The sequence below is a fragment of the Thalassolituus hydrocarboniclasticus genome, from assembly GCF_025345565.1.
Lineage (GTDB): Bacteria > Pseudomonadota > Gammaproteobacteria > Pseudomonadales > Oceanobacteraceae > Venatoribacter > Venatoribacter hydrocarboniclasticus.
Genome location: NZ_CP054475.1, coordinates 3,945,626 through 3,963,999, shown reverse-complemented (window position 1 = coordinate 3,963,999; position 18,374 = coordinate 3,945,626). Strand labels below are relative to the sequence as shown.

The 18,374-nt window shown below is 53.5% G+C and carries 16 protein-coding genes and 1 tRNA gene; 10 read left to right on the top strand and 7 right to left on the bottom strand.

What is annotated here, in order from left to right:
* Window positions 1-36 precede the first annotated feature (36 nt).
* The gene (locus HUF19_RS17830) at window positions 37-876 is read left to right on the top strand and encodes an HDOD domain-containing protein (protein WP_260997837.1); all 840 of its coding nucleotides are present in this window, start codon (window positions 37-39) and stop codon (window positions 874-876) included.
* Window positions 877-902: 26 nt separating this feature from the next.
* Here the strand turns inward: HUF19_RS17830 and HUF19_RS17825 are convergent, their stop codons facing one another.
* A complete protein-coding gene (locus tag HUF19_RS17825; RefSeq protein WP_260997836.1) occupies window positions 903-3,908 on the bottom strand; it encodes a DUF3857 domain-containing transglutaminase family protein in 3,006 nt (1,001 codons plus the stop codon).
* Window positions 3,909-4,017: 109 nt separating this feature from the next.
* Between HUF19_RS17825 and glmU the strand changes: the two genes are divergently transcribed.
* A complete protein-coding gene (gene glmU, locus HUF19_RS17820; RefSeq protein WP_260997835.1) occupies window positions 4,018-5,382 on the top strand; it encodes a bifunctional UDP-N-acetylglucosamine diphosphorylase/glucosamine-1-phosphate N-acetyltransferase GlmU in 1,365 nt (454 codons plus the stop codon).
* Window positions 5,383-5,427: 45 nt separating this feature from the next.
* Here glmU and HUF19_RS17815 read toward each other — a convergent pair whose 3' ends face one another.
* The 3 genes from HUF19_RS17815 to HUF19_RS17805 form a co-directional block, all read right to left on the bottom strand.
* A complete protein-coding gene (locus HUF19_RS17815; protein WP_260997834.1) occupies window positions 5,428-5,871 on the bottom strand; it encodes an acyl-CoA thioesterase in 444 nt (147 codons plus the stop codon).
* 95 nt (window positions 5,872-5,966) lie between these two features.
* Window positions 5,967-7,343, bottom strand: coding sequence for a TRAP transporter large permease (locus HUF19_RS17810; protein WP_260997833.1), 1,377 nt, complete (start codon window positions 7,341-7,343; stop codon window positions 5,967-5,969).
* A complete protein-coding gene (locus tag HUF19_RS17805; protein ID WP_260997832.1) occupies window positions 7,336-7,878 on the bottom strand; it encodes a TRAP transporter small permease subunit in 543 nt (180 codons plus the stop codon). The genes HUF19_RS17810 and HUF19_RS17805 overlap by 8 nt, the downstream gene beginning before the upstream one ends.
* A 233-nt stretch (window positions 7,879-8,111) precedes the next feature.
* Between HUF19_RS17805 and HUF19_RS17800 the strand changes: the two genes are divergently transcribed.
* From HUF19_RS17800 to HUF19_RS17775, 6 genes are all read left to right on the top strand, one after another.
* Entirely contained in the window at window positions 8,112-9,155 is a 1,044-nt protein-coding gene (locus tag HUF19_RS17800; RefSeq protein ID WP_260997831.1) for a PstS family phosphate ABC transporter substrate-binding protein, read from the top strand.
* An 88-nt stretch (window positions 9,156-9,243) separates the two neighbouring features.
* Entirely contained in the window at window positions 9,244-10,623 is a 1,380-nt protein-coding gene (pstC, locus tag HUF19_RS17795; RefSeq protein ID WP_260997830.1) for a phosphate ABC transporter permease subunit PstC, read from the top strand.
* Window positions 10,616-11,896: a phosphate ABC transporter permease PstA gene (gene pstA / locus HUF19_RS17790; RefSeq protein WP_230332196.1), complete on the top strand. Its 1,281-nt coding sequence runs from the start codon at window positions 10,616-10,618 to the stop codon at window positions 11,894-11,896. Before pstC ends, pstA begins: the two co-directional genes overlap by 8 nt.
* A 41-nt stretch (window positions 11,897-11,937) precedes the next feature.
* Entirely contained in the window at window positions 11,938-12,741 is an 804-nt protein-coding gene (gene pstB, locus HUF19_RS17785; protein ID WP_145467507.1) for a phosphate ABC transporter ATP-binding protein PstB, read from the top strand.
* A gap of 12 nt (window positions 12,742-12,753) precedes the next feature.
* Window positions 12,754-13,467 carry a phosphate signaling complex protein PhoU gene (gene phoU, locus HUF19_RS17780; RefSeq protein ID WP_260997829.1) on the top strand — a complete coding sequence of 238 codons (714 nt, stop codon included), beginning with the start codon at window positions 12,754-12,756 and terminating at the stop codon, window positions 13,465-13,467.
* A gap of 304 nt (window positions 13,468-13,771) precedes the next feature.
* Window positions 13,772-14,740, top strand: coding sequence for a porin (locus HUF19_RS17775; protein ID WP_260997828.1), 969 nt, complete (start codon window positions 13,772-13,774; stop codon window positions 14,738-14,740).
* Between the two features lie 99 nt (window positions 14,741-14,839).
* Here HUF19_RS17775 and phoR read toward each other — a convergent pair whose 3' ends face one another.
* Together phoR and phoB are read right to left on the bottom strand one after the other, a co-directional pair.
* Window positions 14,840-16,120: a phosphate regulon sensor histidine kinase PhoR gene (phoR, locus tag HUF19_RS17770; RefSeq protein WP_260997827.1), complete on the bottom strand. Its 1,281-nt coding sequence runs from the start codon at window positions 16,118-16,120 to the stop codon at window positions 14,840-14,842.
* Window positions 16,121-16,130: 10 nt separating this feature from the next.
* On the bottom strand, window positions 16,131-16,835 hold the full coding sequence (gene phoB / locus HUF19_RS17765; RefSeq protein ID WP_260997826.1) for a phosphate regulon transcriptional regulator PhoB: 705 nt from the start codon (window positions 16,833-16,835) through the stop codon (window positions 16,131-16,133).
* Between the two features lie 231 nt (window positions 16,836-17,066).
* On the opposite strand from phoB, the gene HUF19_RS17760 reads away from it, so the two are divergent.
* A tRNA-Thr gene (locus HUF19_RS17760) sits at window positions 17,067-17,142 on the top strand.
* Between the two features lie 58 nt (window positions 17,143-17,200).
* Here HUF19_RS17760 and HUF19_RS17755 read toward each other — a convergent pair.
* Window positions 17,201-17,671, bottom strand: a complete 471-nt coding sequence (locus HUF19_RS17755; protein ID WP_260997825.1) for a cyclic di-GMP-binding domain-containing protein, MshE-related — start codon at window positions 17,669-17,671, stop codon at window positions 17,201-17,203.
* Window positions 17,672-17,864: 193 nt separating this feature from the next.
* Here HUF19_RS17755 and HUF19_RS17750 point away from each other — a divergent pair, with 193 nt between their 5' ends.
* Window positions 17,865-18,185 (top strand): DUF3392 family protein, encoded by a 321-nt coding sequence (locus HUF19_RS17750; RefSeq protein ID WP_225691213.1) that lies wholly within the window; start codon window positions 17,865-17,867, stop codon window positions 18,183-18,185.
* Window positions 18,186-18,374: the final 189 nt, after the last annotated feature.

The window sequence follows — 18,374 nt, the reverse complement described above, 5'->3', positions numbered from 1 at the left end:
TCGTTAAGTGGCAGCTGTTGAGTATTGAGAGAGCCGATGATTACTGTTTCTGATGAAGTAATGGAGCGTATTTCCCGTGGTTTTACCATACCGTCCAAGCCGCAGATCCTGATCGATATCCAGCGCATTATTGATGATCCTGAGGCAGATCTGATGCAGCTGGCGAACTTGTTGTCACGCGATATCGGCCTGTCCTCCCTGATTCTGAAAACCATCAACTCGCCACAATACGGCATGAGCCGCACGATCAGTGATATTCCTCAGGCGGTGATGCTGCTGGGCTCAAAGTCGGTAGGGACACTGGTCAGCGGATTATTACTGCGTAACAGTTTCAGTACGACAGGTGCGATCAGCCTTGAGCGTTTATGGGATAACGCCAGTATGGTGGCTGACACCATGGTGTATGTCGGCAAAACCATCAAAGACAAAATAGCCGCCGAAAACCTGTACGCTACCGGTCTGTTCCATGATTGCGGTATTGCTGCGATGAGCCAGCGTTTTCCGGATTACCGTCAGACTCTGGAACGCGCTAATAAAGATTACAGCCGTAACCCGTTGCTGTTCGAAGATGAGCTTTATCAGTGCAACCACGCCCAGGTTGGTTTTTTTATTGCCAGCGGCTGGTCACTGCCGAAAGACATTTGTCAGGTGGTGCTGAACCATCACGACGAACATTTTCTGAGCGACCACCTGCAGGATGAAATTGCACTGGTCTTCGCCACCCTGAAAATTGCCGACAATATTGTTAACCGCATCCGCCGTGGCCGTGATCTGACCGACTGGGCACCGGTCAGTGAACAATGTTTTGATGCGCTGGGTATTACCGAAATGGATTATCTGGATCTGCTGGAAGACAGCGAGCAGATGATGAGCTGAGCATCATCTGCTCCGGACCGTGATCATTAAAGCGTTTGTGCACTCAGCGCCTGGCGCTGATTTTTCCACTGCGCTTTCAGTGAATTAACGAATAATTTGTCGCGTTTATTATCATTGCTCACATACAGTACGAATTCTTTATCACTCTCAGTGACGATCGTAACCAGAGTATTTTCATCCCAGCGTTCTGAGTATTTAACGCGGATATCTTTAACGTCCGCAAGCTTGGCGCTGTGGAAGTAAAAGTTATCATCGCTGTCATCCTGCCAGTAAGAAAACACCCGCTCGCCGGTAAAGCCGTTACCGTCGGAACGGATGTCGAAGAATGCGTCACTGTAGAAATACAGCAGATTGTCATCCGCGGGTAACACGCCGCGCCGGTCCATAAAGCGGCGGTCGCTCTGACTGATGACATGACCCTCAACCACACCGCCGGCGGGAATCAGGTACATCTCCTGCGTGCAGATCAGAGCCAGCAACGGCAGCATGACAGTGGCCAGCAGCCAGTGGCGCCAGCGCAGCCGCGACGGAACCTGCCCGTTCTGATGATTGATCAGCAGCAGTACTGCCGCCAGCGGTAATATCGGCAGCAGGATATACAACAGGGTATAAGGCAGTGCGCGGTTATTCAGCAGCTCCTGCAGCAGCTGTTCGGAGAACATAGCCAACAGGTAAGTCAGGGCGGCAGCAGCGGCTATCAGAGGGGAGGCAAGCAGGCTGTTTCTGCCCATTGCGCTATAGTCTTTTGCCACCCGGTTGTAGAGCGGGAAAAACCAGATAACTGCAAACAGGCTTCTGAAGGCCGGCATAATGTCGGAATTATCCAGTGTCTTAATGTATTTCCAGTTACGGTAGGCCCAGAACAGGCTGTAGGTTCCCAGAGTAATCAGCATCAGGAAGACGAATTGCCAGAGCGGCAGCGGGTAATACTGCTGCGGTGTATTTTCTTCCCTGCGCATCGCCACAAACCAGCTGATCAGTACGATGCAGAGAACCGCTGCGCAGATACCGAGCAATGTCATCGTTAAGGTGTAGGCGTCGGGCCAGAATCCCTCTTCGCTGCTTGTTGTCGCGGTTTCTTTGTAACGGAAAATACCGTAATTGGTTTCTGCACGCGCCCGTTCAACAGCGGCGATGTAGTCGGCGGTGTCGGCGGCGGGCACGTGATCGGTCAGCGAGGTGTACTGCTGGGTAAGTGTCAGTCGTCGCTCACCTTTGTTGTAGACAACGTCGCGCTGGTAGTGAAAAAAGGCGTTTTGTTCTGCAAAAGCATGATTGTCGAAACTCCAGTCATCGCCTTCGAAGTGAATCGTCATGGTCTGAGACACGGTCACGGGGTGTATCAGAGCAAAAGGCGAAGTACGCTCCCGCTCCTCGGGTAGCACCAGATAGTTGCGGATGGTGCCCGGGTAGAAGGTTTGTTCCAGACGGTCACCGTCCTCTTCCCAGAAGTCAGCAATGCTGTACTGTTCGCGGGTTATCAGGTGCTGCCCTGCGCGTTCATAGCTGAAAGGAGAGCTGGCGCTGGTGCCATTGTAGTAACCCTGATAATAGTTCTGATAAGACTCGCCCAGCTCCTGCATGCTGCTGCGTTCAAGGCGGCTGAGGAAATTCTCAGCAAACCAGCCCTGCATGTCTGAAGAGGTGGTAAATGTTACTGGCTGTGCAGCGTCGGCGTTCAGATAAAAGTCATCGCGGATGGTCAGGTAGCTGTTGTGCTGCGGTTGCATCGGCGTCAGTGCGTTGCGCTGCATACCAACCACCAGAGCATGGCCATAGTCGGGCTGATAAACCCCCTCGATAATCTGTCCCTGATTGCGGCGTGTCGGGTCCAGCCAGTAGCTTTTGCCTGCGTTTTCCACGTAGGTGATCACGTGGTCAAACAGATTATGTGATGGCGGATAGTTGTGCAGATCTTTGCCCGTCTCTGTGCTTACCAGTGCCGGATAGGCGCTGATTCCCAGTCCGCGGAGAAGACTTATCAACAGTACGGTTTTGTCTTTGCAGTCGCCGTAGCGTAATTCCAGTGTTTCGCTTGCAGGGGTTGGCTGGTGGGAGTTGGTGCCCATTTCCAGTCCAAGGTAACGGATATTGTCCTGCACATAGGCAAGGGCCAGAGCAATCTGCCCGGTGCTGGTGGGTGCCTGACGGCGGATATCAGCGACTACTGCTGCAATGCCGTCGCTGCTGCCGATGGCCTGCTGATACATAGGTGCGGCCCAGTGCTCGACATCCTGCCATGCAGAAACCGTCGAGAGGAAAACATAGCCACTGGCATCCGCCCATGAAGGCTTTTCAGAATTGTCTTTGATGACATCGGTATTACGCAGGCGGATTTCATATTCAAAGCGGTCGCCAGTCTGCGCCGATGTTACGCCGACCTCTGTTCTGAGTGATCTGACGTTTAACGGGGCAGGTCCATCCCAGACAACGCGGTAGTAAACCTGCTCAACCGGTACGCCCCAGGAAACCTGCAGGCCGACGGAATAAAGCTGCTGGTAAACCGGATTGCTGCCGGTGGTGGTGTAGCTGTATTCCAGTTCATCGCCGATACGCAGATCATCAATTATCAGATGGGTACGGATAACACCGTCGTAGATCAGACTGCTGGCCCGGTCTTCCGAGCGGAAGCTGTTAATCACCAGTGAATCCAGCTTGTTGATAACCTGACCGTCGCGGATCACGTCGACCTGGTGCAGGGCCAGCTGCTGATATTCCTGATTGTGGTAAAGGTAAAGCTCGGAGGCTTTATCAAGGCCCGCCTGATTCAGAATGCGTTCACGGAAACGGCGGAAGGTTTGCCTTGGTTTGTCCGGGGTGCCGGCGCGCCGTTGTGATTCAACCAGCAGATAATCAATGCCGCCATGGGCGCCTTCACGCTCACTGCCGGGAGTATAGCGGTGCGGCTTTACCCACTCTGGTGCAGGCCCCTGCGAAAAGCCTCTGGCGGCTTCGGCAAAGGTCGGCGGCGAATAGAAAAGGAACAGTGAAATCAGGCCGGACGCCAGAATTGATAAGTAGTGAGAGCGCATATCCATCTGCTGAGCTGCGTATAAGAAAGCGGCCAAGAATAGCACTCTGATTGAATTCGTGTCATGAGGCCCTAGAATAGCCGGCATATTTTTCTCGGGACACACCGCTATGACACTGGCCGTCGTTACTCTGGCTGCGGGCAAAGGCTCGCGTATGAAATCGGACCTGCCGAAGGTACTGCATCGTCTGGCTGGCAAGCCGATGCTGGCGCATGTACTCAACAGCGCTGCAGCACTGCCACAGGCGAAGCAGCATGTGGTGATCGGGCACGGGGCTGATGTGGTCAAAGAACAGATCACGGACTTTCCGCTGACCTGGGCGCTGCAGACGGAGCAGAAAGGTACCGGTCATGCGGTGGCGATGGCGATGCCTGAGGTTGATCCGGCAGCGACCGTGCTGGTGCTGTACGGCGATGTGCCATTAATCCGCACAGAAACCCTGCAGAAGCTGCTCGACGAAACCCACGATGGCCAGGCTCTGGCCCTGCTCACTGTTGAGCTGGCGGACCCGACCGGTTATGGCCGTATTGTGCGTGACGATGCCGGCAATATTCTCTCCATTGTTGAACACAAAGATGCCAGCGACCTGCAGCGTAAAATCCGTGAGGTGAACACCGGCATTCTGGCGGTTTCGGCCGCGTTGCTGAATGAGTGGTTGCCAAAGCTGTCCGCCAATAATGCACAGGGCGAGTACTACCTGACTGATGTGATTGCCATGGCGGTGGAGCAGGGTGTGGCGGTGCGGGCGATTCATCCGCAGGACGAATACGAAGTGCAGGGTGTGAATGACCGTCTGCAACTGGCCGGTCTGGAACGCGTTTATCAGCGCCAGCTGGCGGATCAGCTGTTGCGCGATGGTGTGTCGCTGGCCGATCCGGCGCGTATCGACGTACGCGGTACCCTGACCGTTGGTAACGATGTGCGTATCGACGTGGGCTGTGTGTTTGAAGGTGATGTGGTACTGGAAGACGGCGTACAGATCGGCCCGTACTGCGTGATTAAAAACAGCCGCATCGGGCAGGGCTGCGAGATTGAATGTTATTCCATGATCGATCAGGCGCTGGTAGCCGCTGACTGCCATGTTGGCCCATACGCGCGTTTGCGTCCGGGCGCCGAGCTGCATAACGGCGCTAAGGTCGGTAACTTCTGTGAAGTAAAAAAATCGGTGATCGGCGAAGGTTCCAAGGTCAATCATCTGACCTATATCGGTGATGCTGAGATCGGTAAAGACGTGAACGTTGGCGCGGGCACCATCACCTGCAATTACGATGGCGTAAACAAGTTTAAAACCGAAATTGGCGATAACGCCTTTATCGGCTCCAACTCGTCGCTGGTGGCGCCGGCAAAAATTGGCGCAGGCGCAACGGTCGCCGCGGGTTCGGTGATCACTAAAGAAGTGGCTGAGGGCGAGCTTGCCGTGGCGCGGGGTAAGCAGCGCAACGTGACGGGCTGGGCGCGACCGGTTAAGCAGTAAATACAGACCGCAGGAGCCGTCCGGCTCCTGCTCTTTCAGCGTTTCTCAGCGCGGAACGCGGCGGATACGCCCGGTTTCGTCGATCGCAACATAGACAAACACTGCATCAACCACTTTACGGCGCTCAACCTCATTCGGATTTTGCGTCCACACCTCGATAGCGATGCGGATAGAGGAAGTGCCGATATCCAGCAGGCGGGTGTAAAAGCATACGGCGGCTCCCACGCGGATGGGCGACATAAACACCACCGACTCCAGTGCCACATTGGCAATGCGGCCCTGAGCCAGACGGCTGGCAACACTTTCGGCGGCGTGGTCCATCTGCGCGACGACCCAGCCACCACTGATATCACCGTGCACATTGGTCTCACTGCGGGTCGGAATCAGACGCAGGGTCAGCTCACCTTCCGGGGTGGGTTCACAGTCTTCGCGTGCTTCTTCGAGGGAGTCTCCGCGTGGATGATCGACGGCGTCCTCTTTCGGGTTCATGGGGTTCTACCTGGTTGGAATTATTTTGTGCGGAGTGTACTGGTTTTCTGCCTCCAGCACATCCGCTGCCAATACGACTTTAGCGGCAGGCCGGATCAGCCATAGAGCTGCTCCGGCAACCAGGTCGCCAGTTGTGGAAAGATGGCCAGCAACAGCAGGATCAACAGCTGGATGGCAATAAAAGGCATTACACCGCGATAAATGGTGCGGGTGGCAATTTCCTTCGGTGCCACACCGCGCAGGTAAAACAGGGCAAAGCCAAAGGGCGGCGTGAGGAATGAGGTCTGCAGGTTGATGGCAATCATAATGCCCAGCCAGACCGGATCGACCCCCATCATCAGCAGTACCGGTGCAACAATAGGCACCACCACAAAGGTGATCTCGATAAAGTCGAGAATAAAGCCGAGCAGGAAGATCACCAGCATCACAATCAGCATGGCGCTGAACACGCCGCCGGGCAGGCTGGTAAAGGCCGAATGCACCAGCTCTTCGCCACCAAAACCGCGGAATACCAGCGAGAACAGCGCAGCGCCGATAAAAATCAGGAACACCATACTGGTGACCTGCAGGGTGGCATCCATCACTTCTTTTAAGCGCGCAATATCAAACTCGCGGTAGGCTATGGCCAGCAGCAGGGCGCCACCGGCACCGATACCGGCGGCTTCGGTCGGCGTGGCAATACCGGTCAGAATCGAGCCCAGTACGGCGATGATCAGTGCTAATGGCGGCAGCAGGCCCTTGAGTAATTCGAGCACAAAAGCAGTATCCAGCGGTGGCCGGTCACTGACGGCCGGTGCAGCCTGTGGGCGGAACAGCGCCACCAGACCGATGTACAGCAGGTAAGCGGCAACCAGCATCAGTCCGGGAATCAGCGCACCAACAAACAGATCGGCCACAGAAATGGTTTCCGGGCTGAAAATCCCCATTTTCAGCTGTGCCTGCTGGTATGAGCTGGACAGCACATCGCCCAGAATAATCAGTGCAGTGGATGGCGGAATAATCTGCCCGAGGGTGCCGGTTGCGCAGATATTGCCGGTTGCCAGTGCCGGGCTGTAACCCTGACGCAACATGGTCGGCAGTGAGATCAGGCCCATGGTCACTACGGTGGCACCGATAATGCCGGTGCTGGCCGCCATCAGCATGCCAACAATCACCACCGAGAATCCCAGGCCGCCGCGTACCGGGCCGAACAACAGGCCCATGTTGCGCAGCAGACGTTCGGCGATACGCGATTTCTCCAGCATCACGCCCATAAACACAAACAGCGGTACGGCGATCAGAATCTGGTTGCTGAGAATGCCGAACATACGGTTCGGCAGCGCGTGCAGGAAGGCATCATCCAGCGTACCGGTTAATACACCAATGCCGGCAAACAGCAACGAGGTGCCGGCCAGGGTAAAGGCCACGGGGAAGCCACACATCAGCACGATGCAGACCAGCGCGAATAACAGCAGCGGCATTAACTCAGCCATAGTGTTTTTCCACCTCCGCGTTTTTATCGGCATCCGGATGCGGCACGAAGGTGTTGGCCAGCTCGGCCAGCGCCTGCAGAATAATCAGCAGCGGCAGGGCAACAATCAGGCTCTTGAGCAGGTAAACAAAGGGCAGGCCACCGGCTTCGGGTGACTTCTCGCCAATAGCCCAGGCGCTGGCCACGTAATCCCAGCTGACCCAGAGCATAAACAGACAGACCGGCAGTACCAGCAGCACAATGCCGAGACGGTCGACCCAGGCCTGACGCTGCGCGCTCCAGTTGCGGTAAAACACGTCCACCCGCACATGGCCGCCTTGCTGCCAGGTATAGGCGGCACCGAGCATAAAGAGTGAGGCGTGCAGGTACATCACCGCTTCCTGCAGGGCGATGGACGGAATGCTGAAGCTGTAGCGCAGAACCACCACCAGACAGGAAAAGATAACCATCAGTAGCGACAGCCAGCGTACGGATTCGCCGATAAGCCGGGTTAACCGGTTCAGCTGCAACAGGGAATTCAGCAACATTTGAGTCATCAGGGGCTCTTATTATTGGCGGCGGAACACGGGTCGGGATGACCCGGGCGGCGCATTATACCCACAGAACATGCGGCTTGCAGCCCGATTCCTGTGTCACACAACTGTCATGGTGTTGTAATAAATTGCCTGCATGTCATATTTCTGTAACATTGCGCTCCAATAATCACGTTCATCCAATAGCCAACGCTGTTCCCGGATTGGTAACAACCGGAATACAAAAGGAAGCAACGATGAAAAAAGCTCTGTTAGCCGGCGCCGCACTGCTGGCCTCCGTCGTAAGTGTTACGGCTCACGCTGAACGTGATTACATCAGCATTGTGGGTTCCTCCACTGTTTACCCGTTCTCTACCGTTGTGGCTGAGCGTTTTGGTAAGTCGACCAATTTCCGTACTCCAAAAGTTGAGTCCACCGGCTCTGGTGGTGGTCTGAAGCTGTTCTGTTCCGGTGTGGGTGATGCGACTCCGGATATCACCAACGCTTCCCGCGCGATCAAATCTTCTGAAATTGAACTGTGCGCCAAAAACGGTGTAACTGAGATTGTTGAAGTGATGATTGGCTATGACGGCATTGCATTTGCCAATGCGGCTGTGGCTCCACACATGGAACTGACCCGTAAGGATATGTTCCTGGCACTGGCGAAAATGGTTCCGGCTCAAGACGGCTCCGATACCCTGATTGAGAACCCATACAAAACCTGGAAAGACGTAAACCCTGCGCTGCCAGCGAAGAAAATCGAAGTTCTGGGACCACCACCAACATCCGGTACCCGTGATGCCTTCGTAGAACTGGCAATGGAAGGTGGCTGTAAAGCATTCCCGTTCATCAAAGCGATGAAAGATTCAGACAAGAACAAATACAAAGCGGTATGTCACGGTCTGCGTGAAGACGGCGCTTATGTAGAAGCCGGTGAAAACGATAACCTGATCGTACAGAAACTGGTCGCTAACCCGGACGCATTCGGCATCTTCGGTTTCAGCTTCCTGGAACAGAACGCAGACAAAGTGCAGGGCTCTACCGTTGACGGTAAACTGCCGACCTTTGATGCGATTTCTGATGGTTCTTACCCGGTCAGCCGCTCCCTGTTCTTCTATGTTAAGAAGGCACACGTTGGCGTAATCCCTGGTATTGAAGAGTATCTGGCTGAATTCACCTCTGAGCGTGCGATGGGTGAAGACGGATACCTGGCAGACAAAGGCATGATTCCGATGATGGATGAAGAGCGTGCCCGTATCCTGGACACTGTAAAAAATCTGACTCCGCTGGCCGCGAAGTAAGCAGCAGGCGCGGTCTGAAGACACGCGGCAAAAGCCGAGGCAAAGCCTCGGCTTTTGCATGTCACAACCACTTAAAGATCAATGACCCATGAATTACAGTAGCTTGATCATTGCGGTTCTTATTCTTCTCGGCGGAGCCTATCTGCTGGGACGGAACCGGGCCCGGGCAATTGCCAGCCAAGGTATGCGCCTGCACTCACTGCCAACTCACTACGGTGCATTAATGGCCCTGTGGACGGGCCTGCCGCCACTGTTACTGCTGCTGATCTGGAGTCTGGCGGAAGCGCCGGTTATTGATCATCTGCTGATCGCCCAGTTGCCGGAAGCGATTCAGCAGGGCAGTCCATCGGATATTCAGCTGGCCATCAGCAAGGTGCACAATCTGGCTATTGGTTCAGGTATCAGTGCGGCACCGGAGCTTGAGCCGGCGGTGCGTCATCTGATTGAGCTGCAGGAGCGTACCCTGCTGTTACACAGCGGCATGGTGTTAGCGCTGGCGCTGCTGGGTATTGCCTTAACCTGGCGCCGCATTAAAGCCGATATGCGTGCCCGTACCGAGGTTGAGAGCATTGTCCGCCGCCTGCTGTTTGCCAGCTCCGGTGTGGCAGTACTGACCACCCTCGGTATTCTTGCTTCTGTGCTGTATGAAGCCTGGCAGTTCTTCGGCAAAGTCAGCCCGTTTGAATTCCTGTTTGGCACCACCTGGTCTCCTCAGGTCGCCCTGCGCGCCGACCAGTCCGGCTCGTCCGGCAGTTTCGGTGCGGTACCGCTGTTTGCCGGTACTTTACTGATCTCCCTGATCGCCATGCTGATTGCGGTACCTGTTGGCCTGATGGCGGCGATTTATTTATCGGAATACGCCACTCCGGCTATCCGCCAGTACGCCAAACCGGCGCTGGAAATTCTGGCCGGTATTCCCACTGTGGTGTACGGCTTCTTTGCTGCCTTAACAGTGGCCCCCTTCATTCGCGATAACTGGCTGGTAGCAACCCTGGGGCTTGATGTGTCGTCAGAAAGTGCCCTGGCCGCGGGTCTGGTGATGGGCATTATGATTATTCCTTTTGTTTCCTCGTTGTCCGATGACGTTATCAACGCCGTGCCACAATCGCTGCGTGATGGCAGTTACGGACTGGGCGCAACCAAGAGCGAAACCGTTAAAGAGGTGGTTATTCCGGCAGCCCTGCCCGGTATTGTCGGCGCCATTATGCTGGCGGTATCGCGCGCCATTGGTGAAACCATGATTGTGGCGATGGCAGCCGGTCTGGCCGCTAACCTGACCGCGAATCCGCTGGATTCTGTGACGACGGTAACCGTGCAGATTGTGACCCTGCTGGTGGGTGACCAGGAATTCGATTCACCGAAAACATTGGCGGCCTTCGCGTTGGGACTGGTGCTGTTCCTGGTGACGCTGGCGCTCAACTTCGTTGCCCTGAAAGTAGTACAGAAATATCGGGAACAATATGACTAATACCTCTTTAAGTACCCGCGAAAAAGTTGAAAAAAGCATGGTGCGCCGCCGTGCGGCGGAAAAGCGTTTCCGCACGTACGGTATGGCATCGGTGTTGTTTGGTCTGCTGTGTCTGGTGGGATTGTTTGGCGACATCATCAATAAAGGTGCGTCGGCGTTCCGTCAGACGGTTATTCAGACCGAAATTCTGATCGATGCAGACTTTCTCGGTATTAACAAAAAAGCCGATGACCAGGAAATCCGTAATGCTGATTTCGAAGGTCTGATTAAGCAGCACTTCAAAGCTATGGTGCAGCCGCAGGGGCGCGGTGAGCGCCGCCAGCTGTACAGCATGATCAGTGCCGGTGCAGCCTGGCAGCTGCAGGAAGCGGTGATTGCAGACCCGTCGTTATTGGGCAAGAAGCTGAGTGTTAACCTGATTGCGGATGACGATGTTGATCAGTGGTTCAAACATGACCGTGGAACCGAGCTTCATAATAACCGTATGAGTGAAACTCAGGTGAAATGGCTTGAGCAGTGGATTGATCAGGACATGCTGAAGACCCAGTTCAACACCTTGTTCTTTGTTAACGGTGATTCGCGTGAGCCTGAGCTGGCCGGTATCCGTGGTGCTATTACCGGTACCTTCCTGACCTTGCTGGTTACCTTTCTGCTGTCGTTCCCGATTGGTGTGGCGGCGGCTATTTATCTGGAAGAATTTGCTCCGCGTAACAAAATTACCGAGTTTGTTGAAATTAATATCAATAACCTTGCAGCGGTGCCATCCATTACTTTTGGTCTGCTCGGTCTGGCTATTTTTATTAATATTTTCGGTGTGGCACGTTCCACCCCGCTGGTCGGTGGTCTGGTGCTGACGCTGATGACTTTGCCGACCATTATTATTTCCGGTCGTGCAGCGATTAAAGCCGTACCGCCATCCATCCGCGAAGCGGCCTTTGGTCTGGGTGCTTCGAAAATGCAGGTGGTCTTTCACCACGTATTGCCGCTGGCATTGCCGGGCATGCTGACCGGTACCATTATTGGTATGGCTCAGGCATTGGGTGAAACGGCACCGCTGCTGATGATCGGTATGGTGGCCTTTGTGGTTGATGTGCCAGGTTTTATTAATGACCCGTCCACCGTATTGCCGGTACAGATTTTCCTTTGGTCAGACAGTCCTGAGCGTGCCTTTATGGAGCGTACGTCCGGTGCCATTATGGTGCTGCTGGGCTTCCTGGTGACGATGAATACCGCCGCGGTGATGCTGCGCCGTCGTCTGGAACGCCGCTGGTAAGTGGTCTGACACATTAACGATTTGATTGGATTAAAGAGATTATGAGCATCATCGAAAACCACAAAACCAATGGCGCCGCTTTTTGTGAAAATCCGAAATTAAAGGCCCGTGATGTCGGCGTTTTTTACGGTGAAAAACAGGCCATTTTTGATGTCAGCCTGGATATCGGTGCCAACGAAGTGATTGCCCTGATCGGCCCGTCCGGTTGTGGTAAATCGACCTTCCTGCGTTGTCTGAACCGTATGAATGACACCATCGACATCTGCCGTATCAGTGGTGAAATTCTGCTCGACGGTGAAAATATTTACGATCCGAAAGTGGATGTCGTGCCTTTACGTGCGCGGGTTGGTATGGTGTTCCAGAAGCCAAACCCATTTCCTAAGTCGATTTATGACAACGTTGCTTACGGCCCACGCATTCATGGCCTGGCGCATTCGCGTGTTGATCTGGACGAGATTGTGGAAAAAAGTCTGCAGCGTGCCGGCTTATGGAATGAAGTAAAAGATCGTCTGCACTCACCCGGTACAGGTTTGTCCGGTGGTCAGCAGCAGCGTCTGTGTATCGCCCGCACTATTGCGGTCGATCCGGAAGTGATTCTGATGGATGAACCCTGCTCAGCGCTGGATCCGATTGCAACGGCTAAGATTGAAGAACTGATCGACGAACTGCGTGAGAATTACACCATCGCCATCGTTACCCACTCTATGCAGCAGGCTGCGCGGGTGTCACAGCGTACGGCGTATTTCCACCTTGGTCAGCTGATTGAAGTAAACCCGACCGATCAGGTGTTTACGACGCCTCAGCACACATTAACAGAAGCCTATATCACCGGCCGTTTCGGGTAAGGGGACGCGACAATGGAAATGAATTTTAACCAGCATATTTCCGGACAGTTTAACGCTGATCTGGAAGCGATCCGCAACCATATGATGGGTATGGGTGGTCTGGTCGAGCGTCAGGTAGCAAACGCCATCGAAGCAATCTGCAGTGGTGATACCCGTGTGGCCGATGATGTTATCCGCCGTGAAGACGAAGTGGATAAGATGGAAGTAAACATCGACCACGAGTGCACACAGATTCTGGTGCGTCGCCAGCCGGCCGCTTCTGACCTGCGCATGGTATTGGCCGTATCCCGCGTGGTACGTGATCTTGAGCGTATCGGTGATGAAGCCAGCAAAATTGCCATTCATACACTGGAAGTAGCCGATAACAGCAGCAACCAGCTGTGTCAGCAGGCCTTGCGTTATATGGGCGCCGAAGTTGTGAAAATGATTTCCGGTGCACTGGATGCCTTCGCCCGTCACGACGTGGACGGCGCCATTGACGTTGTGCGCAACGATAAACTGGTCGACCAGCAGTATGCTTCTGCTCTGCGTGAACTGATCACTTATATGATGGAAGATCCGCGCTCTATCGGTCAGGCAATCAACATCCTGTGGATTCTGCGTGCCATTGAACGTATTGGTGACCATGCGCGTAATATTTCAGAACAGGTGATTTATCTGGTGAAGGGTACTGACGTGCGTCACAGCTCGCTGACTGAAATAGAAGAGCAGGCGAACAAAGAGTGATCTTTGTGCGCTGATAAAATACCGAAGCCCGCCTCAGCGCGGGCTTTTTTGTGGGCCAAAGCCAGAATAGTGTGCACCTGAATAAAGCAAAGTGGCGTATCTGGGCTTAACTTAGACAGATAGCCGGGAGGTATATTCATAAAACATTCATGGAGTTGTCATCCGGCTGCAATAAATACTGCCGATGTCATAATTCTGTAATGTAACTGAAACAGAATTGTCACCTATCGGCCAGCCTGTTGCCTGATACGGCACTTACCGGTAATGGGCCATAACACTGTATGACATTATTCAGGTACTCATTATGAAAAAAATCGCCTTATCTCTCGCTATCGCCTCTCCGGTTCTGGTTCAGGCTGAAACCATTAATCTTGAAATTGAAAAGCCGGAGTTCTATGGCAAGCTCAATGTTACTCAGGAATTTGTGCAGCCAGAAAACGCCGGTAACTTCTCTCAGCTGAACTCCAATGCTTCCCGTCTGGGGTTAAAAGGCTCCATTGCGCTGGAGCACGGCCTGAAAGCGGTGTATCAGGTGGAATATGAAGTATTTGCTGATAGCGGTGCAAAAACCCTGAAAGGCGAAGACGATGCCGGGGACAAATATGAGTACGACTCTACGCTGTCTCAGCGCAATACCTTTATTGGTCTTGAGGGTGGCTTTGGTCGTATTCAGGCCGGTATGTTTGATACGCCTTTCAAGAGTGCACAGAACAAAGTCGATCTGTTTAACGATCTGCGTGGTGATATCAAAAACATCATTTCCAAGAGCGAAAACCGTTCAAAGAACAGCGTGCAGTACAGCTCGCCATCTTTCGCCGGTCTGGTGGCAACCGTTGATCACCTGAACTCCGAAGATGAAGATGTGAACAACGGCCTGTCAGCATCTTTGGCCTATACCCGTGGCGATATTTACGTAGCCTATGCCTATGACAACGAAGTGAACGGCGAGAAAGTCGACGCTCAGCGTTTTGTTGGTCAGTACAAAGTGGGCGCGGTGCAGCTGGGTGCCCTGTGGGAAACCCTGGACACCGATGGTAACTCCGAAGAAGGCTGGATGGCATCTGCAGCAATCAAGGCAACCTCTGCTGTGACGGTAAAAGCTCAGTACGGCGCGTCTGATATTAAGAAAGAAGGTGGTGTGAGCTACAGCCTGGGGGCAGATTACAAGCTGGCTAAAAATGCCAAGACTTTTGTTTATGCCACCAGTGAAGAGTCCGATGACGAAAGCGTAAACGCTCAGTACTACGGTGCTGGTCTGGAATACAAATTCTGATTGATAGCTGTATCAATACAGTAATCAGAAACAAAAAAAGCGCCGTTCAGGCGCTTTTTTTATGGTCGCTCTTCACTCAAAGTGAAAAGCATTAAACGCTCAGTCTTTTTCCATCACCCGGCTGCGGTCGGATGAAATAATAAAGCTGAACGTGCTGCCCTTACCCAGCGTTGATTCGATATCCAGCACGGTGTCGTGATGCTCCAGCGCGTGTTTAACGATGGCCAGTCCCAGACCGGAACCGCCAACGGTCGATTCACGCGAATCATCAATACGGTAAAAGCGTTCGGTCAGGCGGCTGATATGCTGTGCCGGGATCCCCGGGCCATGATCACTGATGCTGACTTTAACGCCGTCAAAGCCTGAGCGGATGGTAAATTCGATATTGTCATCACCACCGTATTTAATGGCATTGGTCAGCAGATTGGTCAGTACCGAACTCATCTCATCGCTGAAGCCCTGAATTTCAATCTTCTGCGGGCATTTAAAGACGATACGGTTATTACTGTAAGCCTGCAGCTGATCAACCACCGAGTAACCCAGCTGCTGCAGGTTAAACCAGTCACCCAGCTGTTCTGTGTTGGCGCTTTCCAGCTTGGACAGCTCAATCAGATCGTTGACCAGACTCTTCATCCGCTGGCCCTGACTGTTCATCTGCCCGATGGCTTTTTGCAGGCTGGGGGGCAGCTCCATATCCCCCAACATTTCCAGATAACCATTAATGACGGTTAACGGAGTGCGTAATTCATGTGAAACGTCGGCAATAAAATTCTGCCGCATGGTTTCTACCCGCTTACGTTCGGTGATGTCTTTCACCAGCATAACTTTCTGGTCGAGGCCAAACTGGGTGATCTGAATCTGCAGGCTGAATTGCTTACGATGACTGACATCAAACTGCAGAGAAGAGCTGTAATCGCCTTCGTTAAAATAACGGGTGAAACGTGGATTACGGATTAAGTTGGTGATGTGCTGGCCGCTGTCTTCTTTACGCAGACCGAGCAGGCGGGAAGCCGAACCGTTGAAGTTGGTGATGTAGCCTTCCTGACCGATGATCACAACACCATCATGCAGGGATTCAATACCCTGATTATACCGCTGCAGTTGCACGGCCTGTTGTGCCAGTTTGTTTTTCAGGTTTTTTTCGCGGCGGATCAGTTTATCCACGCTGTAACCAATCAGGCCGCTGTCCTGTGGCGGAGGCCCCTGGCGGTAACTCCAGCGATACAGACTGGCCATCGCGCGGAAGGCCATAACCTGCGCCGTTAACAGGCCGAGGATCAGTCCCCAGATGGCATGGCCCGATGACCAGCCAAGTGCGAAACCCAGTCCAACCACGACCAGAATGCGGAAAAATTCACGTTGCCATGCGGCTTGCTGCACACACTTCCCCTTAGCTTTTTACTTCATCGGACGGAGAAAAACGGTAACCGGCACCGCGTACGGTCTGAATCATCTGTTCCTGATCATCGATCGACAACGCTTTGCGCAGACGACGGATATGCACATCCACCGTGCGGTCATCGATATAGACATTGCCGCCCCAGACCCGATCGAGCAATTGGGCGCGGGAGTATACGCGATTGGGATGCAGCATGAAAAATTCCAGCAGCTTGAATTCCAGCGGTCCCAGAGAGATCGCCTGACCGCTGATGCTGGCATTCTGGGAAGAACGGTCAAGGCTGAGCTTGCCGGCTTTTACCGGTACATCATCAATCAGGGCGTTGGTGCGGCGCAGTACAGCACGGATGCGTGCGACCAGTTCGCGGGTTGAGAAGGGCTTGAGAATATAATCATCGGCGCCACTGTCGAGGCCGCTGATGCGGTCATCTTCATCGGCCCGGGCGGTCAGCATAATGACCGGAATATCGGCGGTCAGCTCATCACGCTTCAACCGGCGGGTCAGCTCAATACCTGACAGCATGGGCATCATCCAGTCGGCAATTACCAGATCCGGACGCTCATTGACGATCATCTGATGGGCCAGGTGGCCATTGGCAGAAAGCTTCACGCGGAAGCCGGCGAGTTCTAGGCAGGTACGGATCATATCGCAAATTGCAGGCTCGTCATCAACAACGAGAATATAGCCACCGCTCATAAAGGTCCCCGATTTTACGGCAAATTTCCGCCACAGATTGTGACAGTTTTATTAAGCGCTGTTCAGCCTAATTTCACATGCAATCGCAGCAGACAGGAGCATTATTTAATGATCCGGCAGCAGTTTCTGCCCTGGTGCCGCTCTTTCAGGGATAAAATGATAATTTTCAGGGGCTTAGCAAAAAAGCGGTTGACGCGGCAGGGTCGGAACATTAATATCCCCGCCCACTTAGCCGGTATAGCTCAGTCGGTAGAGCAACTGACTTGTAATCAGTAGGTCCCGAGTTCGACTCTTGGTGCCGGCACCAAATTAAAAAGCCCGTCCAATGGACGGGCTTTTTTTATGCCTTTCGGGCGTGGCGGAATTCAGAAGCGCATCGATAATTCCAGGCTGTAGCCTTTATTGTTGGTTTGGCTGACGTTATAACGCACTTCGCCGGGCACTGGTTCGCCCTGATAAATATCCCAGGCGGTCAGTGCGACAAACTTCATCAGATCAACCGATGACGAATGTTCAGTTACACGCTCATCATCAACCAGATCCCAGTGACTGGCTTCCAGCCAGTCGCTGCTGAACGCGGCTTCTTTATCTTCATCTGCCCAGGTCATCGAAAAGGGTGCGATCAGCGCAAAGCAGGCGGCGCAAGGCTTCAGCCAGCGCTGGCGACGTAAGACGTTGCGCAGGGTTCGTTCATCAATAAATCCCAGCTGAATTAACGCCTGACCAATCTGGCAGGGATTCTGTGCCTGATAACTCAGAGCCTGTTGCAGCTGTTGTTCTGTTATTTCCTGTCGCTGCAGCAGCAGCTGGCCCAGGCGATGCGGGGATTCATTCATGATCGCAGTTCCTTGTTGTTTCCTTTACTGCACATTTCCAGAATGGCACAACCGTGACAGAACACCATGCTGTTTAGTTAACGTTCAGTTTTTATTCGTAACAGAAATGGAACAGGCTGTTCTTCCGCGCTAAGGTCATGCCTGTCTGCTTTGCTTTCAGCAGACAGATTTATTCACCTGACGGAGAACCTGCATGACCCTGATTCAGACCCTCGCCAGCCATGTCCGGCCACACACGGACGATATCGCGTTGGCGCTGGTAGCAACCCTGTTGGTTATTTTTGGCGATACGATTAACGATCTGGTACGCCGGTTAGTGCGTCCACATCCCATCTGGGTGCGTGTCGGGGTCTTTATTGCGTTGTGTACCTTTGGCTATGGCGCATTGTCGGTGTGGCTGACGCCGGTGCTCGACAGCTATTTACGCACCCTGTCATCGGGGATGTTTCTGAGTGTGGTAGTGGGGGCTTTTGTCGGTGTTGGTTTACTGGCAGAGCGTTATCACAGCCGCTGACTGATAATGCAGAAGAAGTCTGCAATCGGGCTGTACCGGGGATGAGGGAGTGAAGCGGGTACCGCAAAATTTCGCGTGCCCCAAAAAAAATCGGGCGGTCAGGACATCCTGTCCTGACCGCCACAGCACCCTAGCGCCATCCTGGCGTCCTAGTCTTCGTTCATCCCTGCCGCTGTCCATTGCGGTTGC

Excerpts from the sequence above, each read along its gene's own strand:
- pstB (WP_145467507.1), top strand. The coding sequence starts at position 11,938 with ATGAGCATCATCGAAAACCACAAAACCAATGGCGCCGCTTTTTGTGAA.
- glmU (WP_260997835.1), top strand. The coding sequence starts at position 4,018 with ATGACACTGGCCGTCGTTACTCTGGCTGCGGGCAAAGGCTCGCGTATG.
- HUF19_RS17830 (WP_260997837.1), top strand. The coding sequence starts at position 37 with ATGATTACTGTTTCTGATGAAGTAATGGAGCGTATTTCCCGTGGTTTT.
- phoB (WP_260997826.1), bottom strand. The coding sequence starts at position 16,835 with ATGAGCGGTGGCTATATTCTCGTTGTTGATGACGAGCCTGCAATTTGC.
- HUF19_RS17800 (WP_260997831.1), top strand. The coding sequence starts at position 8,112 with ATGAAAAAAGCTCTGTTAGCCGGCGCCGCACTGCTGGCCTCCGTCGTA.
- HUF19_RS17750 (WP_225691213.1), top strand. The coding sequence starts at position 17,865 with ATGACCCTGATTCAGACCCTCGCCAGCCATGTCCGGCCACACACGGAC.
- HUF19_RS17805 (WP_260997832.1), bottom strand. The coding sequence starts at position 7,878 with ATGACTCAAATGTTGCTGAATTCCCTGTTGCAGCTGAACCGGTTAACC.
- HUF19_RS17815 (WP_260997834.1), bottom strand. The coding sequence starts at position 5,871 with ATGAACCCGAAAGAGGACGCCGTCGATCATCCACGCGGAGACTCCCTC.
- HUF19_RS17755 (WP_260997825.1), bottom strand. The coding sequence starts at position 17,671 with ATGAATGAATCCCCGCATCGCCTGGGCCAGCTGCTGCTGCAGCGACAG.
- HUF19_RS17825 (WP_260997836.1), bottom strand. The coding sequence starts at position 3,908 with ATGCGCTCTCACTACTTATCAATTCTGGCGTCCGGCCTGATTTCACTG.
- phoU (WP_260997829.1), top strand. The coding sequence starts at position 12,754 with ATGGAAATGAATTTTAACCAGCATATTTCCGGACAGTTTAACGCTGAT.
- pstC (WP_260997830.1), top strand. The coding sequence starts at position 9,244 with ATGAATTACAGTAGCTTGATCATTGCGGTTCTTATTCTTCTCGGCGGA.
- HUF19_RS17810 (WP_260997833.1), bottom strand. The coding sequence starts at position 7,343 with ATGGCTGAGTTAATGCCGCTGCTGTTATTCGCGCTGGTCTGCATCGTG.
- pstA (WP_230332196.1), top strand. The coding sequence starts at position 10,616 with ATGACTAATACCTCTTTAAGTACCCGCGAAAAAGTTGAAAAAAGCATG.
- HUF19_RS17775 (WP_260997828.1), top strand. The coding sequence starts at position 13,772 with ATGAAAAAAATCGCCTTATCTCTCGCTATCGCCTCTCCGGTTCTGGTT.